Raw genomic sequence first — 21,681 nt, 5'->3', positions numbered from 1 at the left:
GAGGAGTAACTATGGGCATTGAGCGTGTCGAAAGAGTCGTTCCACAAGTGGTGCCTCCCAGGTCTTCAGTCGAGAACCTAGGATTTGAGACCAAGCGCTACCTGAGAGAAATAGTCGGCCGCCTCAACTTTCCCCCAGAACGCCTAGGAGGCATTGTCAATACGACGTTGCCGTTGGGCGAAAGCTGGCTGGACAGGCGACTGATACCAATCGACGCCAGTGCTGCAGGGGTCCCTCCAGAGGACAACGAAGCTCTCGGCGTACCCCTGGAAAGCCTACTGCGTGGGCGTGACACCGACGCGCCGGCGACTTCGACCGTTGCAATTGTGGGGCCGAGCGGGCTCGGCAAATCAACGGCGTTCGAGATGATAGCAATACGCGAAGCGCGCTCACTCTTGGAGACTGGTGTGGGACGCCTTCCCATCTGGCTTCCGGCGGTTACCGTGCTCGGCGCAGAAATTGACCTCGTCAGCGGTGATCCAATGACGATTCTACGAATGGCCAGTCCGTGGATCGCCGATCAAAACACCATCCTGGCTTCGGAGCTCGACGAGCTCACCAAGCGTCCAGGAGTCAGTTTGCTGGTCCTGGTTGATGCCATTGACCAGCTAGACTTCGACTCTCTCGGCGGCGCCCTGGCCAAATTCACCCGTTTCCTCAGTCGCGTGGAGTCACAACACCCCAAGAGCTTGATTCTACTGGGCAGTCGCGACGACGTCTGGTTTAGCGATAGCTGCGAGCCGCTCCGGCGGAGCACCACATGCTTCGCACTCCAGCCACTTTCGCTATCCGATGTCGCCAACTTCGTCGATGTTTTCGAGAAGCACTCACGAAGGATCGATGAAGCGTACGCGGAACGGCTGAAAGCCCGAATCGGCGCCGAACCATGGCTGGGTAACCTGCTAAGGCGCCCCCTCATGCTTGCCCTGGCGATGTTCGTTGTCGAGCAAACCGGCCACCTACCACCAGGGTTGGGTGGGATTTGCTACGAGCTGACGAAGGTTTGCCTTAGCGATTCGTTCAACCGGTCCGGAACACTTTCGTTGACTCCCGATGCACCGCGCCTTGGAAATGAGATCCTTCTTCCAGTGCTGCAGCTGGTCGCCTGGAGTTCCGGGGAACGTCAGCGAAACTCACCATTGGCCTCACTTGCTGCAGTCGACCTCGCGGCCTGTGTCCGTCAGGTGCTGGCTGGCACTGATCGCTACTCGATCAAAATGGCCTCTACAACTGAGGTCATCTTCGTCAATATGGCCCATGACGGCGTCGGCCTATTCGGTGAGCTTGCACCGAACGAGTTCGGATTCGCCGATGACGCGTTCCGGATGTATTTCGCGGGCGGTTACCTCGCCAACATGCCCCGAGAAACGCTCATGACGACCATCGCCTCGCGCGAGGACTGCGCCGAGCTCGTGATCTGGGGTCAGATGTGCGCATACACAGGCGAAATCGATTCAGCGGTGGTCCTGATCGAGGATCTCCTCGACGAGAGCGACCTTCAATATCTGCTTTTGGCAGGTGAGTTGCTCGGTGCCATCAAGGACACAGCCACCACCGTCAGGCAACGCTGGTTGATACGGTGCAGCGAGAGGGTCGCTAAAAGTCTCGCAGCCGTGAGATCGAGTGGCGCCTATCCTCTGTCCGATCGCGTCCGTGCCGGCAACTCATTAGCAGTCATCGGCGACCCGCTCTTGGCAGGTCTGCCTGTGGACTACCCGACGGTGCCAGTAAGCGGTGGCGTTGCGAAGATCGGGTCGTCACTGTCGATCGACACGATAGGCGATAAGCCGAAGTACGAAAAGATTCACTGGTACCCGCCGTATGAGACAAGGCTAGAGTCCTATGATGTCGGCATCCACCCAGTAACGAACTACGAATACGCAAAATTCATCGAGGCAGGGGGATACGACAACACCCGATACTGGCATTCGCCGGAAGCCAAGATGTGGCTCGCGCAGGACGAGAAGACGCTAGACCAGCTGATGCCAATCGTTCAGGATTCCCTAGGCCTTCACTACCGTAAAGACATTCAAGCCGGATTCATGAGCGTCGTCGATTACGAGACGATGCGAGACCAATTCATCCGCAAGCTGATTTTGAGACGAGAGCCTCTTCACTGGCACGATCCCCGATTCAACAGGCCGAATCAACCAGTGGTCGGTGTCAATCTATGGGAAGCTAAGGCATATTGCGCCTGGCTGACAGACCTCATGCGCGTAGCGGGTCGGATCGGGGCCGACAAGATATGCCGGTTGCCAACCGAGGAAGAATGGGAATTCGCAGCCGGCCCGGAAAATCATGTACATCCCTGGGGCTCTGACTGGGATCCGTCCAAGTGCCACATGCGAAATACGCCATGGATCGCTTCAGCGGTGTCCATTGGAACCTTTGATTGGGTAGACTCCCATCTCGGTTGTCGTGACATGATCGGAAACGTTTTCGACATGACATTGTCCGCAGCGGACGAATACTTGAATCGACCTCTCGACCACGCGGCCACGGAAATGCGGGAAATCGTCACGCGCGGTGGCTCGTGGTTGGCCACAGCCGAGGCGGCTCGATCGATCAGGTTTCGGTCCTGGGATCCACCATGCAACTCCTACGCGGACCAAGGTTTCCGGGTCGTGATTTCCAGCTTGGATCTTCCCTGATCGTTCTGGCTGGGTTCCAGTTCGCATCACGAGCTGGAACCCAGCCAGCATCCTAGGCCTGGCGCCCCTGAACCAGGTACGGTATGGGTGCGCCTTTGACATAGGCACTCACGCAGTCGAAACTCATGGATGTCATTCGCTCGTAGGACTCTCCCGTCGAGCCTGCAGCATGGGGGAATTCTATGTACTTCAGCGGCCCGAGACCCCTGAGCTTGCGGGTGAGATCGCCGTCGTGATAACTCTCATCGAATACCGCGGTCTTAACTCCGCCATTTCTCAACGCGGAGTAAAGCGCATGTCCGTCGACGATGTTGGCGACGGCGCAGTTCACGAGCACAATCGGTCGCGTGACGGCGGCAAGGACCGTGCCGTCGACGAGGCCCCTGGTGTCAGCTGTTGAGGAAGCGTGCACCGATACAACGTCGGCTTGAGCGAAGAGGTCCTCAAGGTCCGTGACTCGTTGCGCTCCTAATTCCTGCTCCAGGCTGGCCTTCCGGCTTGGTCCGAAGTAAAGAATTCGCATACCAAGGCCGTTGTGGGCAAATCGCGCCAATCGCGATCCGATCGCGCCCAGTCCGATGATCGCTAGGCTCTTGCCGTATAGATCGAACCCTGCTGTCGGGCCGGTCTTTCCATCCGCAGTGCCAGCCATCGCATACATGTTCCGCGCGGCACCGATCATCGCGCCAAGCGCGTACTCGGCAACCGAGTGGGCATTGGCGTGAGGCGTATTGCTGACCAGAATCCCCTTCTCGGCTGACGCGACAGAGTCGATGCAGCCAGGATCCGCCCAGCCAGTGCCCAGGAAGGCGATAAGCTTCAGTTTTGCGGCGCTTGCCAATGCGGTCCGGGAAGCAGGTTCGAGGCCGCCATAGACATACACTTCCACGCCGGTAGCCAAAAACCTGGTGAGTTCAGATTCATTCATCTCCCGGTTAGCTTCCGAATGAGGCACGCCGAGCTTCAAGAGAGCCTCGGTGGACCCGTTGGTGACCTCGAATCCGAGTTCGGTGAAGCGCATAGCCCATTGATCAGAAATGGGCGCTCCCGTAATAAGTAGACTTCTCACCGGTTTAGAGTAACATCTTCGGCGTAAGCAGCAAAGCAACTACCCTCCAACTTGGGACCATGTCTACCCTCGTGTGGGCATGGAGAGAAGCGAGGCAAGTCAGATGGGTCTTGCACGACGCATCGCTGTGGTCGGTGGCGGGATAATTGGAATGTCCACCGCCTTGGAGTTACGCAAAGCCGGCTGCGATGTGACGTTGTTCGAGCAAAATTCGCTGGCGGGAAGCGTAAGCTGGGCTGCGAACGGCGCCTTGACCCCGTATTCTGATCACAATTCATCTTCGACAGTGACGAAGCTTGCCGAGCAAGGAGTGCAGCGCTACGTCGACCACGTCGAATGGTTGACCGTTACCACCGGCCTACCGATTGACCTCGACGCAGGTGGTGTTCTTGAGGTCTTCCTCGGCGAGGAGGGTGAGAAGTCCGAGGCGCGCTTCCTGGAGCTGGGGCAGGCAGGGTATCCGGTTGCCCTTCTCGACGGCAATGACGCCAGAAAGCTTGAAGGCGCCCTTTCAACGCAAACCACGGCTGCAATCCATTACATGGAGGAGACCCGCATCGACACCCGGCAGCTCCTGCGGGCATCAATCAAGGCGCTCGACCTACTCGGCGTCAATGTTAGGTGTCCAAGTCGAGTTCTCAGGGTTGACCCGAGTCGTTCATATAGCTACGTGACCGTGACCTTACCCGATAATGCCGAAGAGTTCGACGCCGCCGTTCTCTGCACCGGCTACGGTCGTTGCGAGGTTGCTGGGATGCCTCAGATTCCACTTCACCGCGTGCGAGGAGAACTCATTGAGGTGATGCCGGCGACACCACTTGCCTCTCGCTGCCTGTACAGAGGCGACAGTTTTATCACTCCAAGGCGGGATGGTCGACTGTTGCTGGGAACGAACTATGACTTCCACGAGGACGGCATGGACGAGAATACCAACAGCGTGTCCGTCGGCGGAGCAATAACTAAAATGACTGCGGCGATAAGCATCGTTCCGGAGATAGCCAGGGCCGAGATATTGAACACGTGGAAGTCCTGGCGTCCTACCACGTACGACAACCGTCCAGTCATTGGCTGCTACGGCTCTCCCAACTTGCTCGTCGCCCTTGGACTTGGTGGCCTTGGAATCACATTAGCCCCTGCGATCGCCGCTGCTCTGGCAGCGGCGATCGCAGGGGAAAGCGCTGCCACCGCGTTCGCGGAGTTGCATGACCTGCGACCTGAGCGACCCGGCCTTTTTTGATCGATTGTCAATCAATCATTTCGGCAAGTTCGTCGAAGTACTTCACACGACTGTCGATACTGGACTTTCCTGCCTCGAGGTAGAGCTTCCGGGAATTGCCGTTGCTCAAGGCGATCATTCTCGATGCAGCCTCGTAGCACAGCCGAGAATGGACGATGTCCTCGGTGGTGTTTGCATCAAGGAATGGCTGGAATACTGCATTCGGCAGCAAGTTCGAGAAGCATTTTCTTACCGCCGTGTACTCGGGAATGATCAACCGCTCGTTACCGACGCCGATCGCGGCGACGGCGGTTAGCGGATCATCCAGAAAATGCACCAACCGCTCAACGAAACGAACGGTGGGCGGCATCGGCCTGACCTCTTCTGGACTGATGTTCAACGAGTCGCGCAGCTGGTTCAACAGCCATGGATGCGACTTGGCGGCCTTACTACCTTTAAGCGCTCCATGTTCACCATAGGCCACCTCCGCCAGAACTGCTCTCAGATGCACGTTCTGAATTGCTGACGCTGCACTCAGGACTATTTGCGAGAACGCGTTGGTCATGACCAGCTCCTGGGACACCCAGAGCCGCAGTGCCTCTACATCGGCCATTGCGCTCGAAAAGAAGGGGTGCTCTTGAAGTCTAATTTCGTCGATGTAAGTCTCGAGCTCCTCGACGGCTGGGTCGAGCTCGACATCGGTCGGTACGTCGAAGAATTCCGAATACACCCAGTTTTCCAGCTTGAGCGAGTCAATCATTGATCCATCCAATCTTCGACCGATAGAGCTGCTTGTGATATTGACGACGTTCGCTGTTTAGCAGCATCGCACCGCACGTCGATTTCTACAAGAGGACCAGCGTGCCGACTGTGGACGTCTGGACGTCGTGAGCTTTGAACCACGATGCAGGAGCAATTGGCAGAAATCCCAAGGGGCAGGCCGAGCCTGTCTCGCGCACTGATCATCAGCCAGCTCATAAGATCAAGCGAAGGACTACGCGATTGACAACACGATAGCGACGACGACTGTCGGCGCTGAACCGGCGGCGCAACTGTCCCCACAAGTTCGTGGGGCTAATTGATCAACGGACATGATTCCGTCAGGTGTGACGTGGTGGCGTAGTGGTCGCGAGCCCAGCGCAAGAGCCATGGCACGAGTTGGAGAAGGGCCCGGTTACGTGCCGGCAGGAAGCTCGACGTCTCACAAAGCAGCTAGCCACGTTGCGAGGTAGCCAGTATAAGTGGCTCGTATATCGGTAGTTGATATGGATCTGGTACGGACAGCTCAAGTCGGTTTCTGAACTAATACGGCATGGCCGGATCTCCAGTGAGCAGGGTGCCTGCAAGACAGAACATCGCGGCCCCCTGATGATCCTTGGATGCCGAAAGCGACTCGACCTCTCGTGTTGCGGCGACTCCCATTGCACGCCAATGCCGCCGTGAGAACCTCCGCCAGGCCTGGCGGCAGTTAAGGATGTGCCGCGTGGGCTGGAGTGGCACCAGGTTGACTGCCCTACTGATTTCCCCGCATGGTCTACCGGTGAGGCCTCAGTGCCGGACTTGTGCGCATCCCAGGGCTGTGGTGGCCAACGGATGAAGTCTGATCGTTCATGTCAGGCCAGAGCGCGGGCGGCGAGGCGGGCTGCACCGGCTTCGCCTGGTTCGGCGACGATGGTGGGCGTGCCCGAAAATCGGGTTGCCAGCAGTTGGATCACTGCGGTGCGTACGGGCGCGGAGGTCGTCAGGACGCTGCCGGCGAGCACGACCGGGCCGTCGGTGTGGACTTCGGCGAGGCAGTCGGCGAGGTGCACGGCCGCCCGGTCGACGAGCGCCAGCGCCTGCGGGTCGCCGTGTTCGGCGGCTTCGGTGACCAACGGCGCCAGGCGGGACAGGTGGCGTGGCGGCTCGGCGTGCAGCGCGCCGATCAGGTCGTCGGCGGCCTGGCGGGAGGGCACCGCGGGCACCGCGCCGAGCACCGTCACGGCGACACTGCGGGCCAGCCTGCCTTCCGGGACACGGGTGTACAGCTCACGCGCCGTCAGCGCGGCGGCCTCCCGGCCCAGCCAGAAGCCGGAACCCAGGTCGCCGAGCAGCCAACCGATGCCGTCGGCGCTGGCGGTCATCAGCCCGTCCTCGATGCGGGCGGCGATGGCCCCGGTTCCCGAGATGAGCACGGTGCCGCACGGCTCCAGCGTGCCTGCCGCGTAAGCGACCTCGACGTCGCCGACCGGCCGCACCGGCACGGTCAACCCGAGCCCGGCGAAGGCCTCCGCGTAGGCGGCGGCCACCACCGGATCGGCGAACCGGCCGGTCCCGGCGATGCCCATCACGGCCGCGCGCACCGCACGCGGGTCCAGACCGGACAGTGCCGCCCGCACGGCGGCCGCGACCTCGGTCGCGGCGTCGGCGAGCGGCACGGACACCGGGTTGCCGGCGCCAGCGCGGCCGAAGCCGGCGTGGACGCCGTCGAGGGTGGTTATCAGCGCCCGCGACGAGGTGCCGCCGACGTCGAGGCCGAGGACGAGTGTCACGGGCGCTGATCCTTTCACTTCAGAACGAACCTGGACAGTGCTGCCTCAGCAGCGGCCCAGGTCCTCCCACTGCTGGGTCCAGCCGGGTTCGCTGCCCTGCGTCCACCAGCGGGCGCGCCACAGGTGCACGCCGTCGCCGGACTTCGGGCCGCCGGGGTTGCCATTGGCGCTGCGCTCCCACTTGACCTGGTTGCCGGTCGTGTAGACGCCGCTGATGTTCCACAGCGGCGCGTTGACGCAGCCCGTGCCGCCGGTCGGCGGGGCCGACGGCGACGGGGACGCGCTCGGCCGCGGCGACGGCGAGGACGACGGCGGGGTGCTCGGGCCGGTGCTCGGCGACGCGGTCGGGCAGGTGCCGCCGGCCCCGACGCTGTCGGTGTGGCTGACCCCCTGCGCCCGGTACGACGCGACGCGGGCGTTGGCCTGCGCCGGGGTGAGCACCTCGTTCTGCGTGTACAGCAGGTAGTCGACCTGCTGGCGGTACGTCGCCAGGCCGCCGGTGTGCGCGGCCGAGTCGATGAACCACAGGTTGAAGTTGATCGACATGTTCGTCTCGGGGTAGTAGATGCCGCTGTGGTCGGCGACCAACGTCCCGTCGATGTAGTACTTCACGTGCCCGGCCGAGACCGTGAACACCAGGTCGTGCCAGCCCGCGTAGGACTGCCGCTGCTCGCCGTGGGCGTTGACGGCCTCCCACGGGTCGGGGCGGTAGGTCTCCCACGTGGTCTCGTACATGATGTTCGACGGCTCGCCCCAGCCGCCGTTCGGCAGGTACTCGAAGTCGATCTCGCCGTAGTTGGGGTCCATCGGGGCGGCCAGCGGGGTGATGGTGAAGAACGTCTCCACCAGGTGGTCGCCGTCGTTGCCGGTGACCGGCGCGTCGGTGAACTTGACCCGCGAGGCGTACGTGCCCTCGAAGAACTTCTGCTGGTGCAGGAACTCCGCCTGGCTGGTGCCGCCGGACGTGCCGTCGGTGGACGCCTGCAGTTGCAGGGACTTGGCGCCGTCCACGGTCGGGAACGAGACGTTGGACGCCGGCCAGGAGGCGCCCGGGATGCCGGGGCCGCCGGAGTTGGTGCGCACCGACCAGCCGCGCTGGTTGATCAGCGGGTCGGCCGGGCCGCTGTAGCTGAAGTCGTCGAACAGGGCGTTGCAGACAGCCGCCGAGGCGACCGCGGTGGTGCCCGCGGTCAGCGCGACCAGCGTGCCGGCGGCGAGCGCCGTCACAGTCGCGCCCACTGCGGCGACGATGGGACGTCGGAGGGACACTGTTCTCTCCTTTCGGGGTGGCGGACTACGGTGGTGGGCAGCCCCGGCGCGCCGCGTGAGAGGCGGCGCGCCGGGGTCTTTCTGCCCCCGTGGTCCGTGGGAGGTGCCTTCTTGCGGGCACGGTCGGGCACGCCGACGAGCGCGCTCTCCCCGAGTTCGGCGTAAACGCTCGGCCGTGCGGTCTGTGGGTGTTACTTGAGCGCGCCGGAGGTCAGCCCGGCGCGGATCTGCCGTTGGAAGAAGACGTACGCGAGCAGGACCGGCAGGATCGCGATGACCAGCCCGGCGAACAGGCCGCTCCAGTCGCTGCGCGCGCCCTGGCTCACCGCGAGCGCGGCGAGGCCCTGGGAGATCACGTAGTGGTCGGGGTCGGGGTTGAGCACCCGCGGCAGCAGGTACTGGTTCCACAGGCCGAGGAAGTTGAAGATGCCGACGCTGACCATCCCGGGCCGGGCCATGGGCAGCATGACCCGGAAGAACACCCCGGCGTGCGAAGCGCCGTCGAGGAACGCGGCCTCGGCGACCGCGCCGGGCAGCGAGCGGAAGAAGCCGTGCAGGAAGAAGACCGTGAACGGCAGGGCGTACGCGGCGTACACGAGGATCAGCCCGTGGTAGGTGCCGAGCATGCCGAGGTTGTCGACCACGAAGAACAGCGGGACCAGTGCCAGGAACACCGGGAACAGCATCCCCGCGATCAGCGTGTAGTACAGGAACCGGTTGCCCGGGAACTCGTAGCGGGCCAGGCAGTACGCGGTGAGCGCGCCGAGCAGCATGGTCAGCGCCAGCGAGCCGCCCACCACGATCAACGTGTTGAACAGGTACTGCCCGATCGAGGCATGCTCCCAGGCCCGCGACCAGTTGTCGAACTGCGGCGAGGCGGGCGGCGTCCACGGGCTGTCGAAGATCTCGGCGTCGGTCTTGAACGACGACATCAGCGCCCACAGCAGCGGCAGCGTCACCAGCACGGCCCACAGGGTCAGGAAGGCGTGTTTGATCCTCATGCCAGCTCCACCCTTTCCCGCTTGGTGACCCGCAGCAGCAGCACCGCGATGGACAGGGTCAGGAAGAAGATCGCCACGCCCATCGCCGAGGCGTAGCCGAACTTGCCGAATGTGAAGGCGGTCCGGTACAGCCCCAGGCCCATGACCTCGGTGCTGTTGTCCGGGCCGCCCGGCCCGACCGTCATGATCTGCACCAGGGCGAAGCCGTCGAGCGCCGCGATGCCGAGGTAGATCCAGCCGACCTGCACGCTCTCCCAGATCAGCGGGATCGTGATGCGCCGGAACACGGTCATCGGGCCGGCCCCGTCGATCGCGGCGGCCTCCATGATGTCGTCGGGGACCGACTCCATCGCGGCCGAGAACAGCACCACGTAGAAGCCCACCGACGACCAGATCATCACGGCCATCACGCACCACAGCGCCAGGTTCGGCTCGGCCAGCCAGGACTGCCGCCAGGAGTCCAGGCCCAGGGCCGCCAGCGCGCCGTTGAGCAGCCCGCTATTGGGGGTGTACACGAACTGCCAGAGCACCGCGATGATCGCGACGCTGAGCAGCTGGGGGAAGAAGTACACCACCCGGTAGACCCTGGTCCCCCTGGTGCCGGCCGCCAGGGCCAGCGCCAGCACGATGACGGCCAGCGGCACGACAAGCAGCATCAGCCCGTTGTTGCGCAGGCCCGCCAGGAACAGCGGGTCATCCCACAGCTTGCTGAAGTTGTCGAACCCGGTGAACTCCGGCGCGCTGTCCACGCCGTTCCAGTTCGTGAACGCCAACTGGAACGCCTGCAGGTACGGCGACAGCACGAACACGCCGTACAGCGTCAGGGGCACGATCAGCGCCCCCGCCAGGAACCGGTACTTGCCGTGCCGCATGGCCCCTCACCGCTGGTGTTTGACGATGGAGCTGTCCTTGGCCACCGCGTCGGCGGCCTTCTGCACGCGCTCGGCCCACTGCTGCGGGTTGATCCGCTTGGTGGCCAGCTCGCCGGTGGCGTCGTCGAGCGCCTTGCTCAGCGGCGCGTACCAGGTCCGGAACTTGTAGCTGAACACGTTCGGACCGGCCGCCTTGACCGCCTCGGCGACCGAGCCCAGACCGCTGGTCAGGCTCAGCCCGTCGGTCGCGCCGGTGACCACCGGCAGCGCCTTGGCGTTCTCGGCGAAGCCGCGGGCCACCTTCTGCGAGAACAGGTGCCGCAGGAACTCCAGGCCGCCGGGCACGTTCTTGGCCTTGGCGGGCACGATGAACGACTCGCTGCTGGCCGCCATGACCGCCCCGTTGGGCAGCTTGTCCGAGCCGGTCAGCGCGGGCACGGTGCCCATCACCATGTCGAAGCCGGCCGGGGTGACCGCCTGCTGCTCACCCTCCAGCCACGACCCGCACGGGATGAACGCGACCTGGCCCTTGCACCAGGCGTTCTGCGCCTCGGTGTGGGACAGGCCCTCCGAGCCGGGCATGATGTGGCCGCGTACCGCGAGCTGGTGGATCGCCTCGGCGGCGGCCAGCATCGCCGGGCTCTGCCACGCCCCGGGCGCCAGGTTGTCGATCGACTTCACCAGGTCGAAGCCGCCGGCCTTGGCCGCCAGCGACACCAGCGGGTCGTTGAGGTACTCCGGGTACTTGCCCTGCCAGGTCCACGGGTGCAGACCGGCCTTCTTGATCTCGTCGTTGAGGGTGAGCATCTCGTCCCACGTCTTCGGGAACGTCCACCCGTGCTTGGCGAACAGCGACTTGGAGTACCAGACGCCCCACAGCACCGACGAGTAGTTGAGCACCAGCGGCTTGCCGTCGAACGTGCCGTCCTCGATCACGCCGGGCATCAGGGTGTCGCGGACCTTCTTGCTCGGGTCGTCCAGGCTCGGCGCGTCCAGCAGCGACGTCAGGTCGGTGAGCTTGCCCGCCGAGACGAGCGTGGCCAGGTCGAGGCGGCCCGCACCGCTGTTGTCGACGACGTCCGGCGGGCTGTCGGCCACGAAACGCGGCTGCAGCACCTCGCCGACGCCCTGGATGCCCTTGTGGTCGACGGCGACCTTCGGGAACTTCTGCTTCAGGCTGGACCCGGCGTCGATCGCGTACTGGTCGCCGTACCCACCCTTGAAGATCACGACCTCGAGCGCGGCGTCGGCGGATACACCCAGGGGGTTCTCGGCACTGGTGTCGCCCTGCTTGACCTTGTCGCCGTCGTCGCCGCCCGCGGTGGCGCAGGCCGCCAGGCCCGTGCTCGCCGCGACCGCGGCCACGCCGGCCAGCGCGCTACGTCTTGTAAGGTTCATCATGTCGCCCTTCATGCACTGCTGGGTTGATGGGTTAGGCGATACGCCGGATGCGCCCGGCGTATCGCGCTTCCAACTGCTGGTTGTGCTCATAGCCGCCCGCGATGTTCGCGGACAGGTAGATGGGCGGGGTCTGCCCCGCCTCCTGCAGGCGCCGGACCACCTCGGTGACCACCATCTGGGCCAGCACGGCCGCGGTCACCGACGACACCGCGCCGGACTGGTTCTCTCCGATCACGTCGCCGTACGGGGCGCCGTTGTCCAGCACCACGTCGGCGATCTCGCTCAGCCGCTTGCCGGACGGGTGCCGCGGCTCCGAACGCGCTGTGTGCTCCAGCGAGGTCACCGCGATCAGGCCGTGCCCGCGCTCCTTGATCAGCAGCGCCAGCTCGACCACGACCCCGTTGATGCCGGAGTTCGACGCCAGCACGAACACGTCCGCGGGCTGGATCGGGGCCAGCTCGTAGAGCCGGTGCGCCACCTCGGTGCGCCGCTCCAGCAGCTGGTCCTCCAGGACCTCGACCGGCTCGCCGCCCCACAGCACGATGTCGCGCAGCGCGATGCGGTTGGTCGGCACCAGCCCGCCGGCCCGCCCCGCGATCTCCATGGCCAGGGCCTCGGAGTGGCCGCTGCCGAAGGCCTGCACCACCCCGCCCGCATTCAGGCTGTCGGTGATCAGGTCCGCGGCCCGCTGCACGTTGCCGGCCTGCTCGGTGCCCACCTTGCCGACCAGCTCGGTGATGGCTTCCAGGTACGTCTGCGCGTTCATCTCGCTCCTTCGTTGTGCTGTCCTGACCGGTCGCCCCACCGGGACCGGTCCGCCACGTGGCCGCCTGCCGTACTGCCCCCGGCGGCCCCGGTCCCCGGCGGCCCGGTCCCGGCGTCTGCCCGGCCCGCCCGAGGGCGCGTTCCCACGGACCGCCCGGTCCTGCCCGGCGGCCTGGTTCGCATGTCCCCCGGTACGTCCGCCGGAGTCGGTCCTCAGTCCGCGGGGTTGCGGGGCACGACCGGCCGGGACAGGTCCGCCGCCTCCCGCGCCGCGCGGCGGCGGTGCGAGGTCGGCTCGTCGTGCAGCCGGTGCGCCTGCACCGCACGCGCCGTCACCTCGAAAGCCTCGGTGGTACGCGCATACGTCCGCTGCGCCACCGCGACGTAGATCAGATCGAGGGCGACCAGCTGCCCGTGCAGCGCCGACAGCGCCGCGAGCCGGAACGTGGTCTCGTGCACCGCCGTGGTCAGCACCACGTCCACGGCCTCGGCCAGCGGCGACTTGTCGAACGAGGTCACCGCGACGGTGAGCGCGCCCTGGTCGGCGGCCTCGGCCAGCACCTCGATGACCTCGCGGGTGCGGCCGCTGTGCGACAGCCCGATCGCGACGTCGCCGGGACCGAGCAGGGCCGCGTTGGTCAGCGCCTTGTGCGCGTCCTCCCGGTGCCAGCAGGGCACCCGGATGCGCTCCAGCCGGAACGCCAGCTCACGGGCCGCGGTGCCGCTGCTGCCCAGGCCGAACAGCTCCACCCGGTTGGCCCCGGCGATCGCGTCGGCGACCCGCGCGACCTGCACGAGGTCGAGCCGGGCCGCGGTCTCCTGGATGGCACGGGCGTCCGCGCTGGCGATCACGCCGAGCACCCGGTCCATCGGGTCGCCGGGCTCGATCTCCCGATCGATGTCGGTCTCCCAGCGCGCCTGCGCCTCCCGCCCGCTCTCGGTGGCGATGGCGACCCGCAGCGCGGCGTATCCCTTGAAGCCCAGCACCCGGCAGAACCGGGTCACCGTCGCGGTCGACGTGCCGGCCCGCTCGGCGAGGTCCACGATGGAGGCCTGCGCGGCGAGCACGGGGTCTTCCAGGATCTGCTCCGCCACCCGCTGCAACGCGTCGGGCAGGTTGGGCAGCTCCATCCGCATCCGGCCGATCACACCCTGCACAAGAATTCCCTTCATCATGGTCCGTTGATGAAGAAAATTACGACCCACACTCCAAAGTGTCAATGCCCACCAACAAAAATTATTGACGCCCCAACCCGTTACACCCCAGCAATAATTTTGCTCACCCTCCCCATCAGACCCCCCGCCCTCCGGCGGCCCGCAACTCTTAAAGACTTGCGGCCACAGGAGGCTCCTGTGGCCGCAAGTCTTTAAGAGTTGTCGCAGGTGAGTGGGCGGGTGGGGTGGCGGGTGGCGGGTGGGGAGGCGCGGTCAGATGCGGACGAAGCCGATCATCGCGAGGCCGATGCCGGACTGGGCGACGGAGGCGGCGACGACGACGGCGGCGGGCCAGAAGCGGTCGGTGCGGGCGCACAGCCAGGCCGCGCCGAGCTGGAGGTACACCGCCAAGAAGATCCACAACCGGACCGTCTCGCCGCGGTTGATCCCCCACAGGTCGAGCACGATCAGCACCGCGATCCCGGACAGGGTCAGCACCGCGGCCGGGTGTGCCGACCGGCGGCGCACCGCGTCCCAGCCCGCGGCCGCGAGCATCACACACGACGCGATCCCGCCCGCCAGCGCCAGGTACCACAGGTTGCGGGTGACCCACATGCCGTACGGCCGCCAGCGGGCGTTGAAGTCGTTCGCGTCGGCCAGCACGTAGGCGAAGTTGTCGAACAGGTCGTAGCCGAACAGCCCGCGCATCGCCGCGTAGCAGCCCGCGAACCCGGCCAGCGTGAACCCGACCAGGCGCAGGGTGTCCATCCAGGTCAGCGTGCGCTGCCGCAGCGCGACGCCGAGCAGCGCCGCGAAGACGATGCCCAGCACCAGCGGCAGGGCCTCGAAGAAGACGGTCAGGTACAGCGCCCCGCCCAGGCCGAGGGCGTACCCGGCGCGGCGGGTCTTCAGGAAGCGCACGTGCAGCCACAGCGCGAGCAGGATCGGCACCGGGGAGACGGCGTTGAGCACCGGGACGAAGTACAGCGCGCCAGGCAGGAACAGGCCCAGGACCAGGGTGTACAGCGCGATCCGGCGGTCGCCGGTCAGGTCGCGCGCGATGAGCCACAGCAGCACGGCGGACAGGTTGGCCAGCGCCAGCACGGCGACGCCCATCGCGGCCGGGCCCAGCCCCAGCGCGTCGAGCACGAAGTAGAGCATGGTCTTGCCGGGCATGTTGGTGCGCGCGTGCGGCGGAAGCTGCTCGACCAGTCCCATGTAGTTCCCTATGAACTCGCCGAGCCCCCAGCGCTGCGACGGGGAGTAGAACGAGTTGGCCCGGTCGCTGGCCACGACGGCGCCCAGCGACGGCAGGGCGTACACCCGCAGCAGCAGCTGCAGCGGGATCGCCGCGAGGAACCACCCCGCGGCCGCCGCCGCGTCGAAGCGCTCGGGCAGCCGCCGCGACAGCCACAGCAGGCCGAGCACCGCGGGCGCGACCACCAGCACGGGCCACACCACGTGCCACTGCCCCGCCAGGCGGTCGTACGGGTAGGTCCACCCGGCCAGGCGTGAGCCCGTCGGCAGCCGCCGCAGCACCATGGCGACCAGGGCGAGCACGGTCAGGCCCGCTCCGGCGTACGCCGCCCACGCCACCAGGCGCGGCACCCCCGGCCGCGACTCGGCCGGGGAGGTGACGCCGTCGGCCCGCTTCTCGACGAGAACCCTGTTCACGTGTCGCCTCTCCTCGCCCTCGCGTGATGTACGCAGGGGCTAACGAGCCAGCACGCGAACAGGGCCCCGACCGAGGTCGGGGCCCTGTGTCAGCTGGTATGCAGGCTGGTCAGGTGCGGGGGCGAGCGACGCTGCTCAAGCCCGTCGCATCCGTGCGGCGGCGGTGTCGGGCGGGCGGGTCACGCCGGCACGACCTGGCTCTCGCTCACTATCGAGGCGATGTCCTCGACCGAGACGTTTGCCCTGTTCGCGACATGTTCGATCGGAACGTTGCACGCGATGGCCTCACGGATCGCGGAACGCCACACCTTGTCGGCGTCACCGGTGCGACAGGCAGATGCCTCGTCCACCAGACACAGCGCCAGATCAGAGTTGACGTACACAGTCGATCTCCTCCTCCATGGGCGCCCGGGGTCTTGGGGCGCCGTGCGGGGCCACTCGGCTAACCGGGTGTCCTCACCTGAACAAGACTCCGCCAAACGGGGGGCCGAAACATCCGCCACCACGCGGAAACCCCGAACCCGCAAAAAAGGATTTACATCCCGATAACACGCAGCCGGACCCACCAAGGTCGTCTGACTTGCCCGGCAACCGCGCGTATCCGAGCCCATGATTCGCACAAGTGCCCGGCAAGTCGGACGATCTTCGCAGCGAGGCCGGGCGGTGCGGACGGTGGCGGGCGGGGAGACAGGGGCGCGCGGGGCGGAAGCGTCGCGGCGGGGACGGGACGGGCGCGACGGCGCGGTATGCCCGGAGCGGGGGGAAACCGCCCGGCACGGCCCGGGGACGTCGGGGGTGGCGGTTAGGCTCCGGCGCATGGTCGATGATCAGGAACTCGCCCTGGCCCGCGCGCGGGGCGACCGCTGGCTGCCCGAGACCAGGCCGCAGACCGTCGAGGACGCGGGCCGGTTCGTCGACGACGTCGGCCTCGCGCTGCTGTTCCCCGCCGCGAACGCGCTCGCGCCCTCGCTGTACGAGACCGTCGCCGACGAGGAGGCGGTCGCCTGGGCCGACGGCATGGGCGAGGCCGAGTCCACCGTGTGGACCTGGAAGGACGCGCTGCCCGAGGCCGGGCTCGCCTGGTACGGCAAGTTCCTGTTCCGCCGCGCGAGCCTGCTCTCCCCCACCCTGCTGCGCGCGCTGTACGCCGGACCCGGCGAGCTGGACGACCATGAGGACCTCGACCTGCCACGCGAGGCGCACGAGATCGCCCGTGCCCTGCTCACCGGGCCGCTGACCTCGCGCGCGCTGCGGGAACTGATCGGCGACCGGGCCGCGTACGACCGCGCCATGACCGAACTGCAGCGCCACCTGCTGGTAACGTCCGCTGGCGTGCGCGAGCAGCGCGCCGGCTGGCCGGCCTCCATCGTGGACCTGACCTGCCGCCGATTCGACGTCGGCGGCGGACATGACGCCGCCACGGCCACGCGCCGCTACCTGGAGACCGCCGTCGAGGCGACTCCGGCGCAGCTCGCGCGGGCGTACGGCTGGACCGCCGCCGTCGCCCGGTCCCACCTGGACGCCCTCGTCGCCGCCGGACAGGCGCGGCGGCAGGCGTCCGCCTATCGCAGCCAAGGAGCACCCGATGTGCCACAGTGACGACAGCCAGGCCCCGCAGGCCCCGAACGCGGGCGCGGTCGCCGGGCACGGCCCGCTCGAACTGCACGCCGAGGACGGCAACACCCTCGCCGCGTACCGGGCGATCCCGCAGACCCCGAACGGCATGAAGATCGTCGTGCTGCCGGACGTGCGCGGCCTGCACCCGTTCTACGTCGGGCTCACCCAGCGTCTGGCCGAGGCCGGGTACGAGGCGGTCGCGATCGACTACTTCGGCCGCACCGCCGGGGTGTCCCAGCGCGACGAGAGCTTCCCCTACCAGGAGCACATGCCGCAGGTCACGCCCGAGCACGTGCGCGCCGACGCGGCGGCCGCGATGGCGGTGCTGTGCGAGAACGAGCCGGACGCGTCGGTGTACACCGTCGGGTTCTGTTTCGGCGGCAGCATGTCGTGGCGGCTGGCCGCCAGCGACCTCGACCTGGCCGGGGTGATCGGCTTCTACGGCCAGCCCAAGCGGGTCGCCGACGTCGTCGACGAGGTCGACAAGCCGATCCTGATGCTCATCGCGGGCGCGGACTCCACCCCGGTCAGCGAGTTCGAGAAGTTCGCCGCGCAGCTGGAGGAGGCCGGCGTCGGCCCCGAGATGCACGTCTACGACGGCGCTCCGCACTCGTTCTTCGACCGCTCCTTCGCGCAGTGGGCCGACGCCTGCACCGACGCGTGGAACCGCATCATCTCCTTCACCACCCGGCACCGCCACTGACGGAGAGCCATTGATACCGGCCCTGTGAGAGCGCTCTCACAGGGCCGGTATCACGTTGTGCCGTCCCGCCGCCGTCACGCTGCGTCCACGTCCCGGGATTAACTCAGAAGCCATGGCCCCGAAACATTGACGTATCGAGGGATTGCCCGATAGTTTGCGCTCGGAGAGCGCTCTCACGCTCACCGCGCCACACGTACCTCCGCTCTCCCCCGCCATGCCAGCCCCAGCCCCGGAGGCCATGCACATGGAACCGTCCATCCGGTCCGTGACCCCAGGCGGCGTCTCGCGCCGCGCGGGTCGCCGACGTCAGTCCTGGGCGCGCCACCGCGCCCTCGTCCTCGGCTCGGTCGCCGTCCTGGCCGCAGCCCTGTTCGGCATCGCCGTCGCGCAGACCGCCCAGGCGGGCACCGTCGGCGCCGGCAGCTACCTCGACAGCCTGCCCGCGGGCCGGGCGGTGCCCGCCGGCTGCGGCTCGCTGTCGACCAACCCGCGGCAGTACGTCACCGCCAACGCGCCCACCGGCGGCGTGCCCACCAACGACTGGTGGTCGTCGCTGCTGTTCAAGAAGTTCGACTGCAGCTACAGCGAGCCGCTGCACGCCCACCCGATCTCCTACGACACGCTCGCGGGCGGCCTCGGGTTCTCCTACAACACCACCCCGGCGATCAGCGGCAGCGCGACCGGTCCCGGCGAGTTCCACTACCCCTACGTGCAGGACATGCTCGTCGGCGTGGCCGGGCTGAACTCCCCCGACACCAAGGTCGACGGGTGGAGCGACTGGACCGTGACGCCGTACTGGAGTGACGGCGCGCGGACCATGAAGGCCACCATCGGCCACGGCCTGCCGTTCGCGTACTTCCAGGTCACCGGCGGCAACGCACAGATCACCGCCGCGGCGACGCCGACCGTGTGGTCCAACAGCGGCGGCCAGATCGGCTTCAACGTCAACGGGCGCGACTACGTCGCGTACGCGCCGACCGGCTCGACCTGGTCGGTCAGCGGCACGTCGATCAGCTCCTCGCTGAACGGCCAGGGCTTCTTCTCCGTCGCCGTGCTGCCCGCGGGCGCCGACCGGGCCGCGCTGGCGACCACCTACGGCCAGTACGCCCACGCGCACGTCACCGGCACCCGGGTGTCCTACAGCTACAACCAGGCCGCCAGCACGCTGAGCACCACGTACACCTACCTGACCACGGCGCGGCAGGGCTCGCAGACGGCCACCGTCGCGGCGCTGTACCCGCACCAGTGGAACAGCCTGACCGGTGCGACCCCGCTCGCGAACACGTACACGAGCGCCCGCGGACAGATGAAGATCCTCACCGGGATCGGCTCGTTCACGACGTCGATGAAGTACACCGGCGTGCTGCCGGAGATCCCCGCTGTCGCCGACAGCTCCGGCGGCGACCTGACCACGATCACCAACTACCTCAACGCGGTGGCGGGCAACCCGGCCGACTTCCGCGGCGACGACACCTACTGGACCGGCAAGGGCCTGGGCCGGGCGGCGCGCATCGCCGAGATCGCCGACCAGCTCAACCTGACCTCGATCCGCGACACCGCGCTGAGCACCATCCGGACCCGCCTCAACGACTGGTTCACCGCCTCGGCCGGCAAGACCAGCCGGGTCTTCTACTACAACAGCGCGTGGGGCACCCTGCTCGGCTACCCGGCCTCCTACGGGTCCGACCTGGAACTCAACGACCACCACTTCCACTACGGCTACTTCGTGGCCGCCGCGGCGACGCTGGCCAAGTTCGACCCGACCTGGGCCACGAACAGCCAGTACGGCGGGATGGTGGACCTGCTGATCCGCGACGCCAACAACTACGACCGCACCGACACCCGCTTCCCGTACCTGCGTGACTTCGACATCTTCGCCGGTCACGACTGGGCGGCCGGGCACGGCGCGTTCGGCGCGGGCAACAACCAGGAGTCCTCGTCCGAGGGCATGAACTTCGCCAACGCCCTGATCCAGTGGGGCCAGGCGACCGGCAACGCCGCGGTGCGCGACGCCGGCATCTTCATCTACACCACGCAGTCTGCGGCCATCGCCGAGTACTGGTTCGACGTGCGCAATCAGAACTTCCCGACCGCCTTCGGGCACAACACGGTCGGCATGGTCTGGGGCGACGGCGGCGCGTACGCGACGTGGTTCTCGGGCGAGCCGGAGATGATCCAGGGCATCAACATGCTGCCCATCACCGGCGGCCACTTCTACCTCGGCGACAATCCGGCCTACGTGTCGACCAACTACAACGAGCTGGTCACCAACAACGGCGGCGCGCCCACGGTCTGGCAGGACATCCTCTGGGAGTTCCTGGCCCTGGGCAACGGCCAGACGGCGCTGAACAACTTCAACGCCAACAGCGGGTTCACCTCCGAGGAGGGCGAGTCCAAGGCGCACACCTACCACTGGATCCGCAACCTGGCCGCGCTCGGCAACGTCGACACCACGATCACCGCGAACCACCCGCTGGCAAAGGTGTTCAACAAGAGCGGCGTGCGCACGTACGTGGCGTCGAACATCGCGAACACGGCGATCACGGTGACCTTCTCCAACGGCACCACGCTGAGCGTGCCCGCCTGCAAGACGGTCACCTCGGGCGCGTTCACCTGGACCGGCGGCAACGCCTGCGGCGGCGGCACCCCGTCCAACCCGCCGTCGTCGCCGCCCACGTCGCCGTCTCCGTCTCCGTCACCCTCGCCGTCGCCGTCTCCGTCGACCTCGCCGAACCCGCCGGGCAACTTCGCCGCGACCCGCTACCTGCAGTCCGGCGGCGGCCTGCCCGGCACCCAGAGCGCGGCCGGCTCGGTCGTCGTGGCCGCGGCCAACGGCAACTGGGACGGCAACCCGCACAACGCCCAGGTGTTCAACGCCACCGGCCTGAACGCCACGCACAACGGCGGCGCGACGAACTTCGACATGTTCGTCGACGCGGGCACCGGAGTCGGCAACGCCACCCAGGTCCGGGTGTCGTACGACTTCACCGGCAACGGCAGCTTCGACCGGGTGGAGACGTACAACTACTTCCCCACCGACCCGGTCGCCGGCTACGAGCACTACACCCAGGCGTTCGGGGTCAAGACCACCACCGGCGCGTTCGCCAACTTGGCCAACGGCTCGGTGCGGGTCGAGGTCTGGAGCGCCATCGGCAGCACCTCGACCACCCTCGGCGTCGGCAACCAGTCCCGGGTCGTGCTGCCCTACACCGGCACCACGAGCCAGCCCTCGGTCAACGTGGCCCTGAACAAGCCGGTGCTGGTGTCCAGCACCGAGGCAGCGGGCTACCCCGGCTCGGCGGCGGTGGACGGCAACGCCACCACCACCCGCTGGTCCAGCGCGTTCAGCGACCCGCAGACGATCCGCGTCGACCTGGGTCAGACGTACTCCATCAGCCGGGTGCGGCTGGTCTGGGAGGCGGCCTACGGGTCGGCGTACCAGATCCAGACCTCGCCGGACGGCAACACCTGGACCACCATCCGGTCCGTCACCGGCGGTGACGGCGGCGTCGACGACCTCACCGGCCTGACCGGCTCCGGCCGCTACGTCCGCGTCAACGCCACCACCCGCGCCACCGCCTGGGGCTACTCCCTCTTCGAGTTCGAGGTCTACGCCCCGTAGTTGCTGAGGCAAGGAAGGGCACCTTCAACATCGTTCCGCGATGTAGAAGGTGCCCTTCCTTACGCCCGGGGCAGCGCGGGCTCGGCGGCGATGACGCGACCCTGACGTCACCGTGACGGGCCGGCGGGAACCTGT

At 66.8% G+C, this 21,681-nt stretch carries 16 protein-coding genes; 5 read left to right on the top strand and 11 right to left on the bottom strand.

The window, feature by feature from the left end; genetic code table 11:
* Window positions 1-11: 11 nt before the first annotated feature.
* Window positions 12-2,651, top strand: coding sequence for an SUMF1/EgtB/PvdO family nonheme iron enzyme (locus F6W97_RS24175; RefSeq protein WP_155372683.1), 2,640 nt, complete (start codon window positions 12-14; stop codon window positions 2,649-2,651).
* 52 nt (window positions 2,652-2,703) lie between these two features.
* Here the strand turns inward: F6W97_RS24175 and F6W97_RS24170 are convergent, their stop codons facing one another.
* The gene (locus tag F6W97_RS24170; RefSeq protein WP_155372682.1) at window positions 2,704-3,672 is read right to left on the bottom strand and encodes an NAD(P)-dependent oxidoreductase; all 969 of its coding nucleotides are present in this window, start codon (window positions 3,670-3,672) and stop codon (window positions 2,704-2,706) included.
* A gap of 127 nt (window positions 3,673-3,799) precedes the next feature.
* On the opposite strand from F6W97_RS24170, the gene F6W97_RS24165 reads away from it, so the two are divergent.
* Window positions 3,800-4,957: an NAD(P)/FAD-dependent oxidoreductase gene (locus F6W97_RS24165; protein ID WP_155372681.1), complete on the top strand. Its 1,158-nt coding sequence runs from the start codon at window positions 3,800-3,802 to the stop codon at window positions 4,955-4,957.
* A gap of 7 nt (window positions 4,958-4,964) precedes the next feature.
* Here F6W97_RS24165 and F6W97_RS24160 read toward each other — a convergent pair whose 3' ends face one another.
* The 10 genes from F6W97_RS24160 to F6W97_RS24115 form a co-directional block, all read right to left on the bottom strand.
* Window positions 4,965-5,696, bottom strand: a complete 732-nt coding sequence (locus F6W97_RS24160; protein ID WP_155372680.1) for an iron-containing redox enzyme family protein — start codon at window positions 5,694-5,696, stop codon at window positions 4,965-4,967.
* A gap of 853 nt (window positions 5,697-6,549) precedes the next feature.
* Window positions 6,550-7,467 carry an N-acetylglucosamine kinase gene (locus F6W97_RS24155; protein WP_230686912.1) on the bottom strand — a complete coding sequence of 306 codons (918 nt, stop codon included), beginning with the start codon at window positions 7,465-7,467 and terminating at the stop codon, window positions 6,550-6,552.
* A 45-nt stretch (window positions 7,468-7,512) separates the two neighbouring features.
* Window positions 7,513-8,736, bottom strand: coding sequence for a family 16 glycosylhydrolase (locus F6W97_RS24150; RefSeq protein WP_230686911.1), 1,224 nt, complete (start codon window positions 8,734-8,736; stop codon window positions 7,513-7,515).
* A gap of 191 nt (window positions 8,737-8,927) precedes the next feature.
* Window positions 8,928-9,737 (bottom strand): carbohydrate ABC transporter permease, encoded by an 810-nt coding sequence (locus tag F6W97_RS24145; protein ID WP_155372678.1) that lies wholly within the window; start codon window positions 9,735-9,737, stop codon window positions 8,928-8,930.
* Window positions 9,734-10,609 (bottom strand): carbohydrate ABC transporter permease, encoded by an 876-nt coding sequence (locus tag F6W97_RS24140; RefSeq protein WP_155372677.1) that lies wholly within the window; start codon window positions 10,607-10,609, stop codon window positions 9,734-9,736. The genes F6W97_RS24145 and F6W97_RS24140 overlap by 4 nt, the downstream gene beginning before the upstream one ends.
* A 6-nt stretch (window positions 10,610-10,615) precedes the next feature.
* The gene (gene ngcE, locus F6W97_RS24135; RefSeq protein ID WP_230686910.1) at window positions 10,616-12,022 is read right to left on the bottom strand and encodes an N-acetylglucosamine/diacetylchitobiose ABC transporter substrate-binding protein; all 1,407 of its coding nucleotides are present in this window, start codon (window positions 12,020-12,022) and stop codon (window positions 10,616-10,618) included.
* A gap of 19 nt (window positions 12,023-12,041) precedes the next feature.
* Window positions 12,042-12,776 carry a sugar isomerase domain-containing protein gene (locus F6W97_RS24130; protein ID WP_155372676.1) on the bottom strand — a complete coding sequence of 245 codons (735 nt, stop codon included), beginning with the start codon at window positions 12,774-12,776 and terminating at the stop codon, window positions 12,042-12,044.
* A gap of 212 nt (window positions 12,777-12,988) precedes the next feature.
* A complete protein-coding gene (locus F6W97_RS24125) occupies window positions 12,989-13,948 on the bottom strand; it encodes a MurR/RpiR family transcriptional regulator (protein WP_155372675.1) in 960 nt (319 codons plus the stop codon).
* 255 nt (window positions 13,949-14,203) lie between these two features.
* Complete coding sequence (locus F6W97_RS24120) at window positions 14,204-15,604, bottom strand: hypothetical protein (protein WP_155372674.1); 1,401 nt, start codon at window positions 15,602-15,604, stop codon at window positions 14,204-14,206.
* Window positions 15,605-15,783: 179 nt separating this feature from the next.
* Window positions 15,784-15,987, bottom strand: a complete 204-nt coding sequence (locus tag F6W97_RS24115) for a hypothetical protein (RefSeq protein ID WP_155372673.1) — start codon at window positions 15,985-15,987, stop codon at window positions 15,784-15,786.
* Between the two features lie 433 nt (window positions 15,988-16,420).
* Between F6W97_RS24115 and F6W97_RS24110 the strand changes: the two genes are divergently transcribed.
* The 3 genes from F6W97_RS24110 (at window position 16,421) to F6W97_RS24100 (ending at window position 21,546) form a co-directional block, all read left to right on the top strand.
* On the top strand, window positions 16,421-17,203 hold the full coding sequence (locus F6W97_RS24110; RefSeq protein ID WP_155372672.1) for an AlkZ-related protein: 783 nt from the start codon (window positions 16,421-16,423) through the stop codon (window positions 17,201-17,203).
* Window positions 17,190-17,924: a dienelactone hydrolase family protein gene (locus F6W97_RS24105; RefSeq protein WP_155372671.1), complete on the top strand. Its 735-nt coding sequence runs from the start codon at window positions 17,190-17,192 to the stop codon at window positions 17,922-17,924. Before F6W97_RS24110 ends, F6W97_RS24105 begins: the two co-directional genes overlap by 14 nt.
* Before the next feature lie 244 nt (window positions 17,925-18,168).
* Complete coding sequence (locus F6W97_RS24100) at window positions 18,169-21,546, top strand: glycosyl hydrolase (protein WP_155372670.1); 3,378 nt, start codon at window positions 18,169-18,171, stop codon at window positions 21,544-21,546.
* Window positions 21,547-21,681 lie beyond the last annotated feature (135 nt).

The organism is Catellatospora vulcania (assembly GCF_009720385.1).
Taxonomy (GTDB): Bacteria; Actinomycetota; Actinomycetes; order Mycobacteriales; family Micromonosporaceae; genus Catellatospora; species Catellatospora vulcania.
This window is presented reverse-complemented; position numbering and strand designations above follow the sequence as displayed.

Bases quoted from the DNA above. Each gene is read 5' to 3' on its own strand.
- F6W97_RS24125 (WP_155372675.1), bottom strand. From the start codon at position 13,948: ATGAAGGGAATTCTTGTGCAGGGTGTGATCGGCCGGATGCGGATGGAG.
- F6W97_RS24105 (WP_155372671.1), top strand. From the start codon at position 17,190: ATGTGCCACAGTGACGACAGCCAGGCCCCGCAGGCCCCGAACGCGGGC.
- F6W97_RS24100 (WP_155372670.1), top strand. From the start codon at position 18,169: ATGGAACCGTCCATCCGGTCCGTGACCCCAGGCGGCGTCTCGCGCCGC.
- F6W97_RS24165 (WP_155372681.1), top strand. From the start codon at position 3,800: ATGGAGAGAAGCGAGGCAAGTCAGATGGGTCTTGCACGACGCATCGCT.
- F6W97_RS24145 (WP_155372678.1), bottom strand. From the start codon at position 9,737: ATGAGGATCAAACACGCCTTCCTGACCCTGTGGGCCGTGCTGGTGACG.
- F6W97_RS24140 (WP_155372677.1), bottom strand. From the start codon at position 10,609: ATGCGGCACGGCAAGTACCGGTTCCTGGCGGGGGCGCTGATCGTGCCC.
- F6W97_RS24130 (WP_155372676.1), bottom strand. From the start codon at position 12,776: ATGAACGCGCAGACGTACCTGGAAGCCATCACCGAGCTGGTCGGCAAG.
- F6W97_RS24160 (WP_155372680.1), bottom strand. From the start codon at position 5,696: ATGATTGACTCGCTCAAGCTGGAAAACTGGGTGTATTCGGAATTCTTC.
- F6W97_RS24110 (WP_155372672.1), top strand. From the start codon at position 16,421: ATGGTCGATGATCAGGAACTCGCCCTGGCCCGCGCGCGGGGCGACCGC.
- F6W97_RS24175 (WP_155372683.1), top strand. From the start codon at position 12: ATGGGCATTGAGCGTGTCGAAAGAGTCGTTCCACAAGTGGTGCCTCCC.
- F6W97_RS24170 (WP_155372682.1), bottom strand. From the start codon at position 3,672: ATGCGCTTCACCGAACTCGGATTCGAGGTCACCAACGGGTCCACCGAG.
- ngcE (WP_230686910.1), bottom strand. From the start codon at position 12,022: ATGAAGGGCGACATGATGAACCTTACAAGACGTAGCGCGCTGGCCGGC.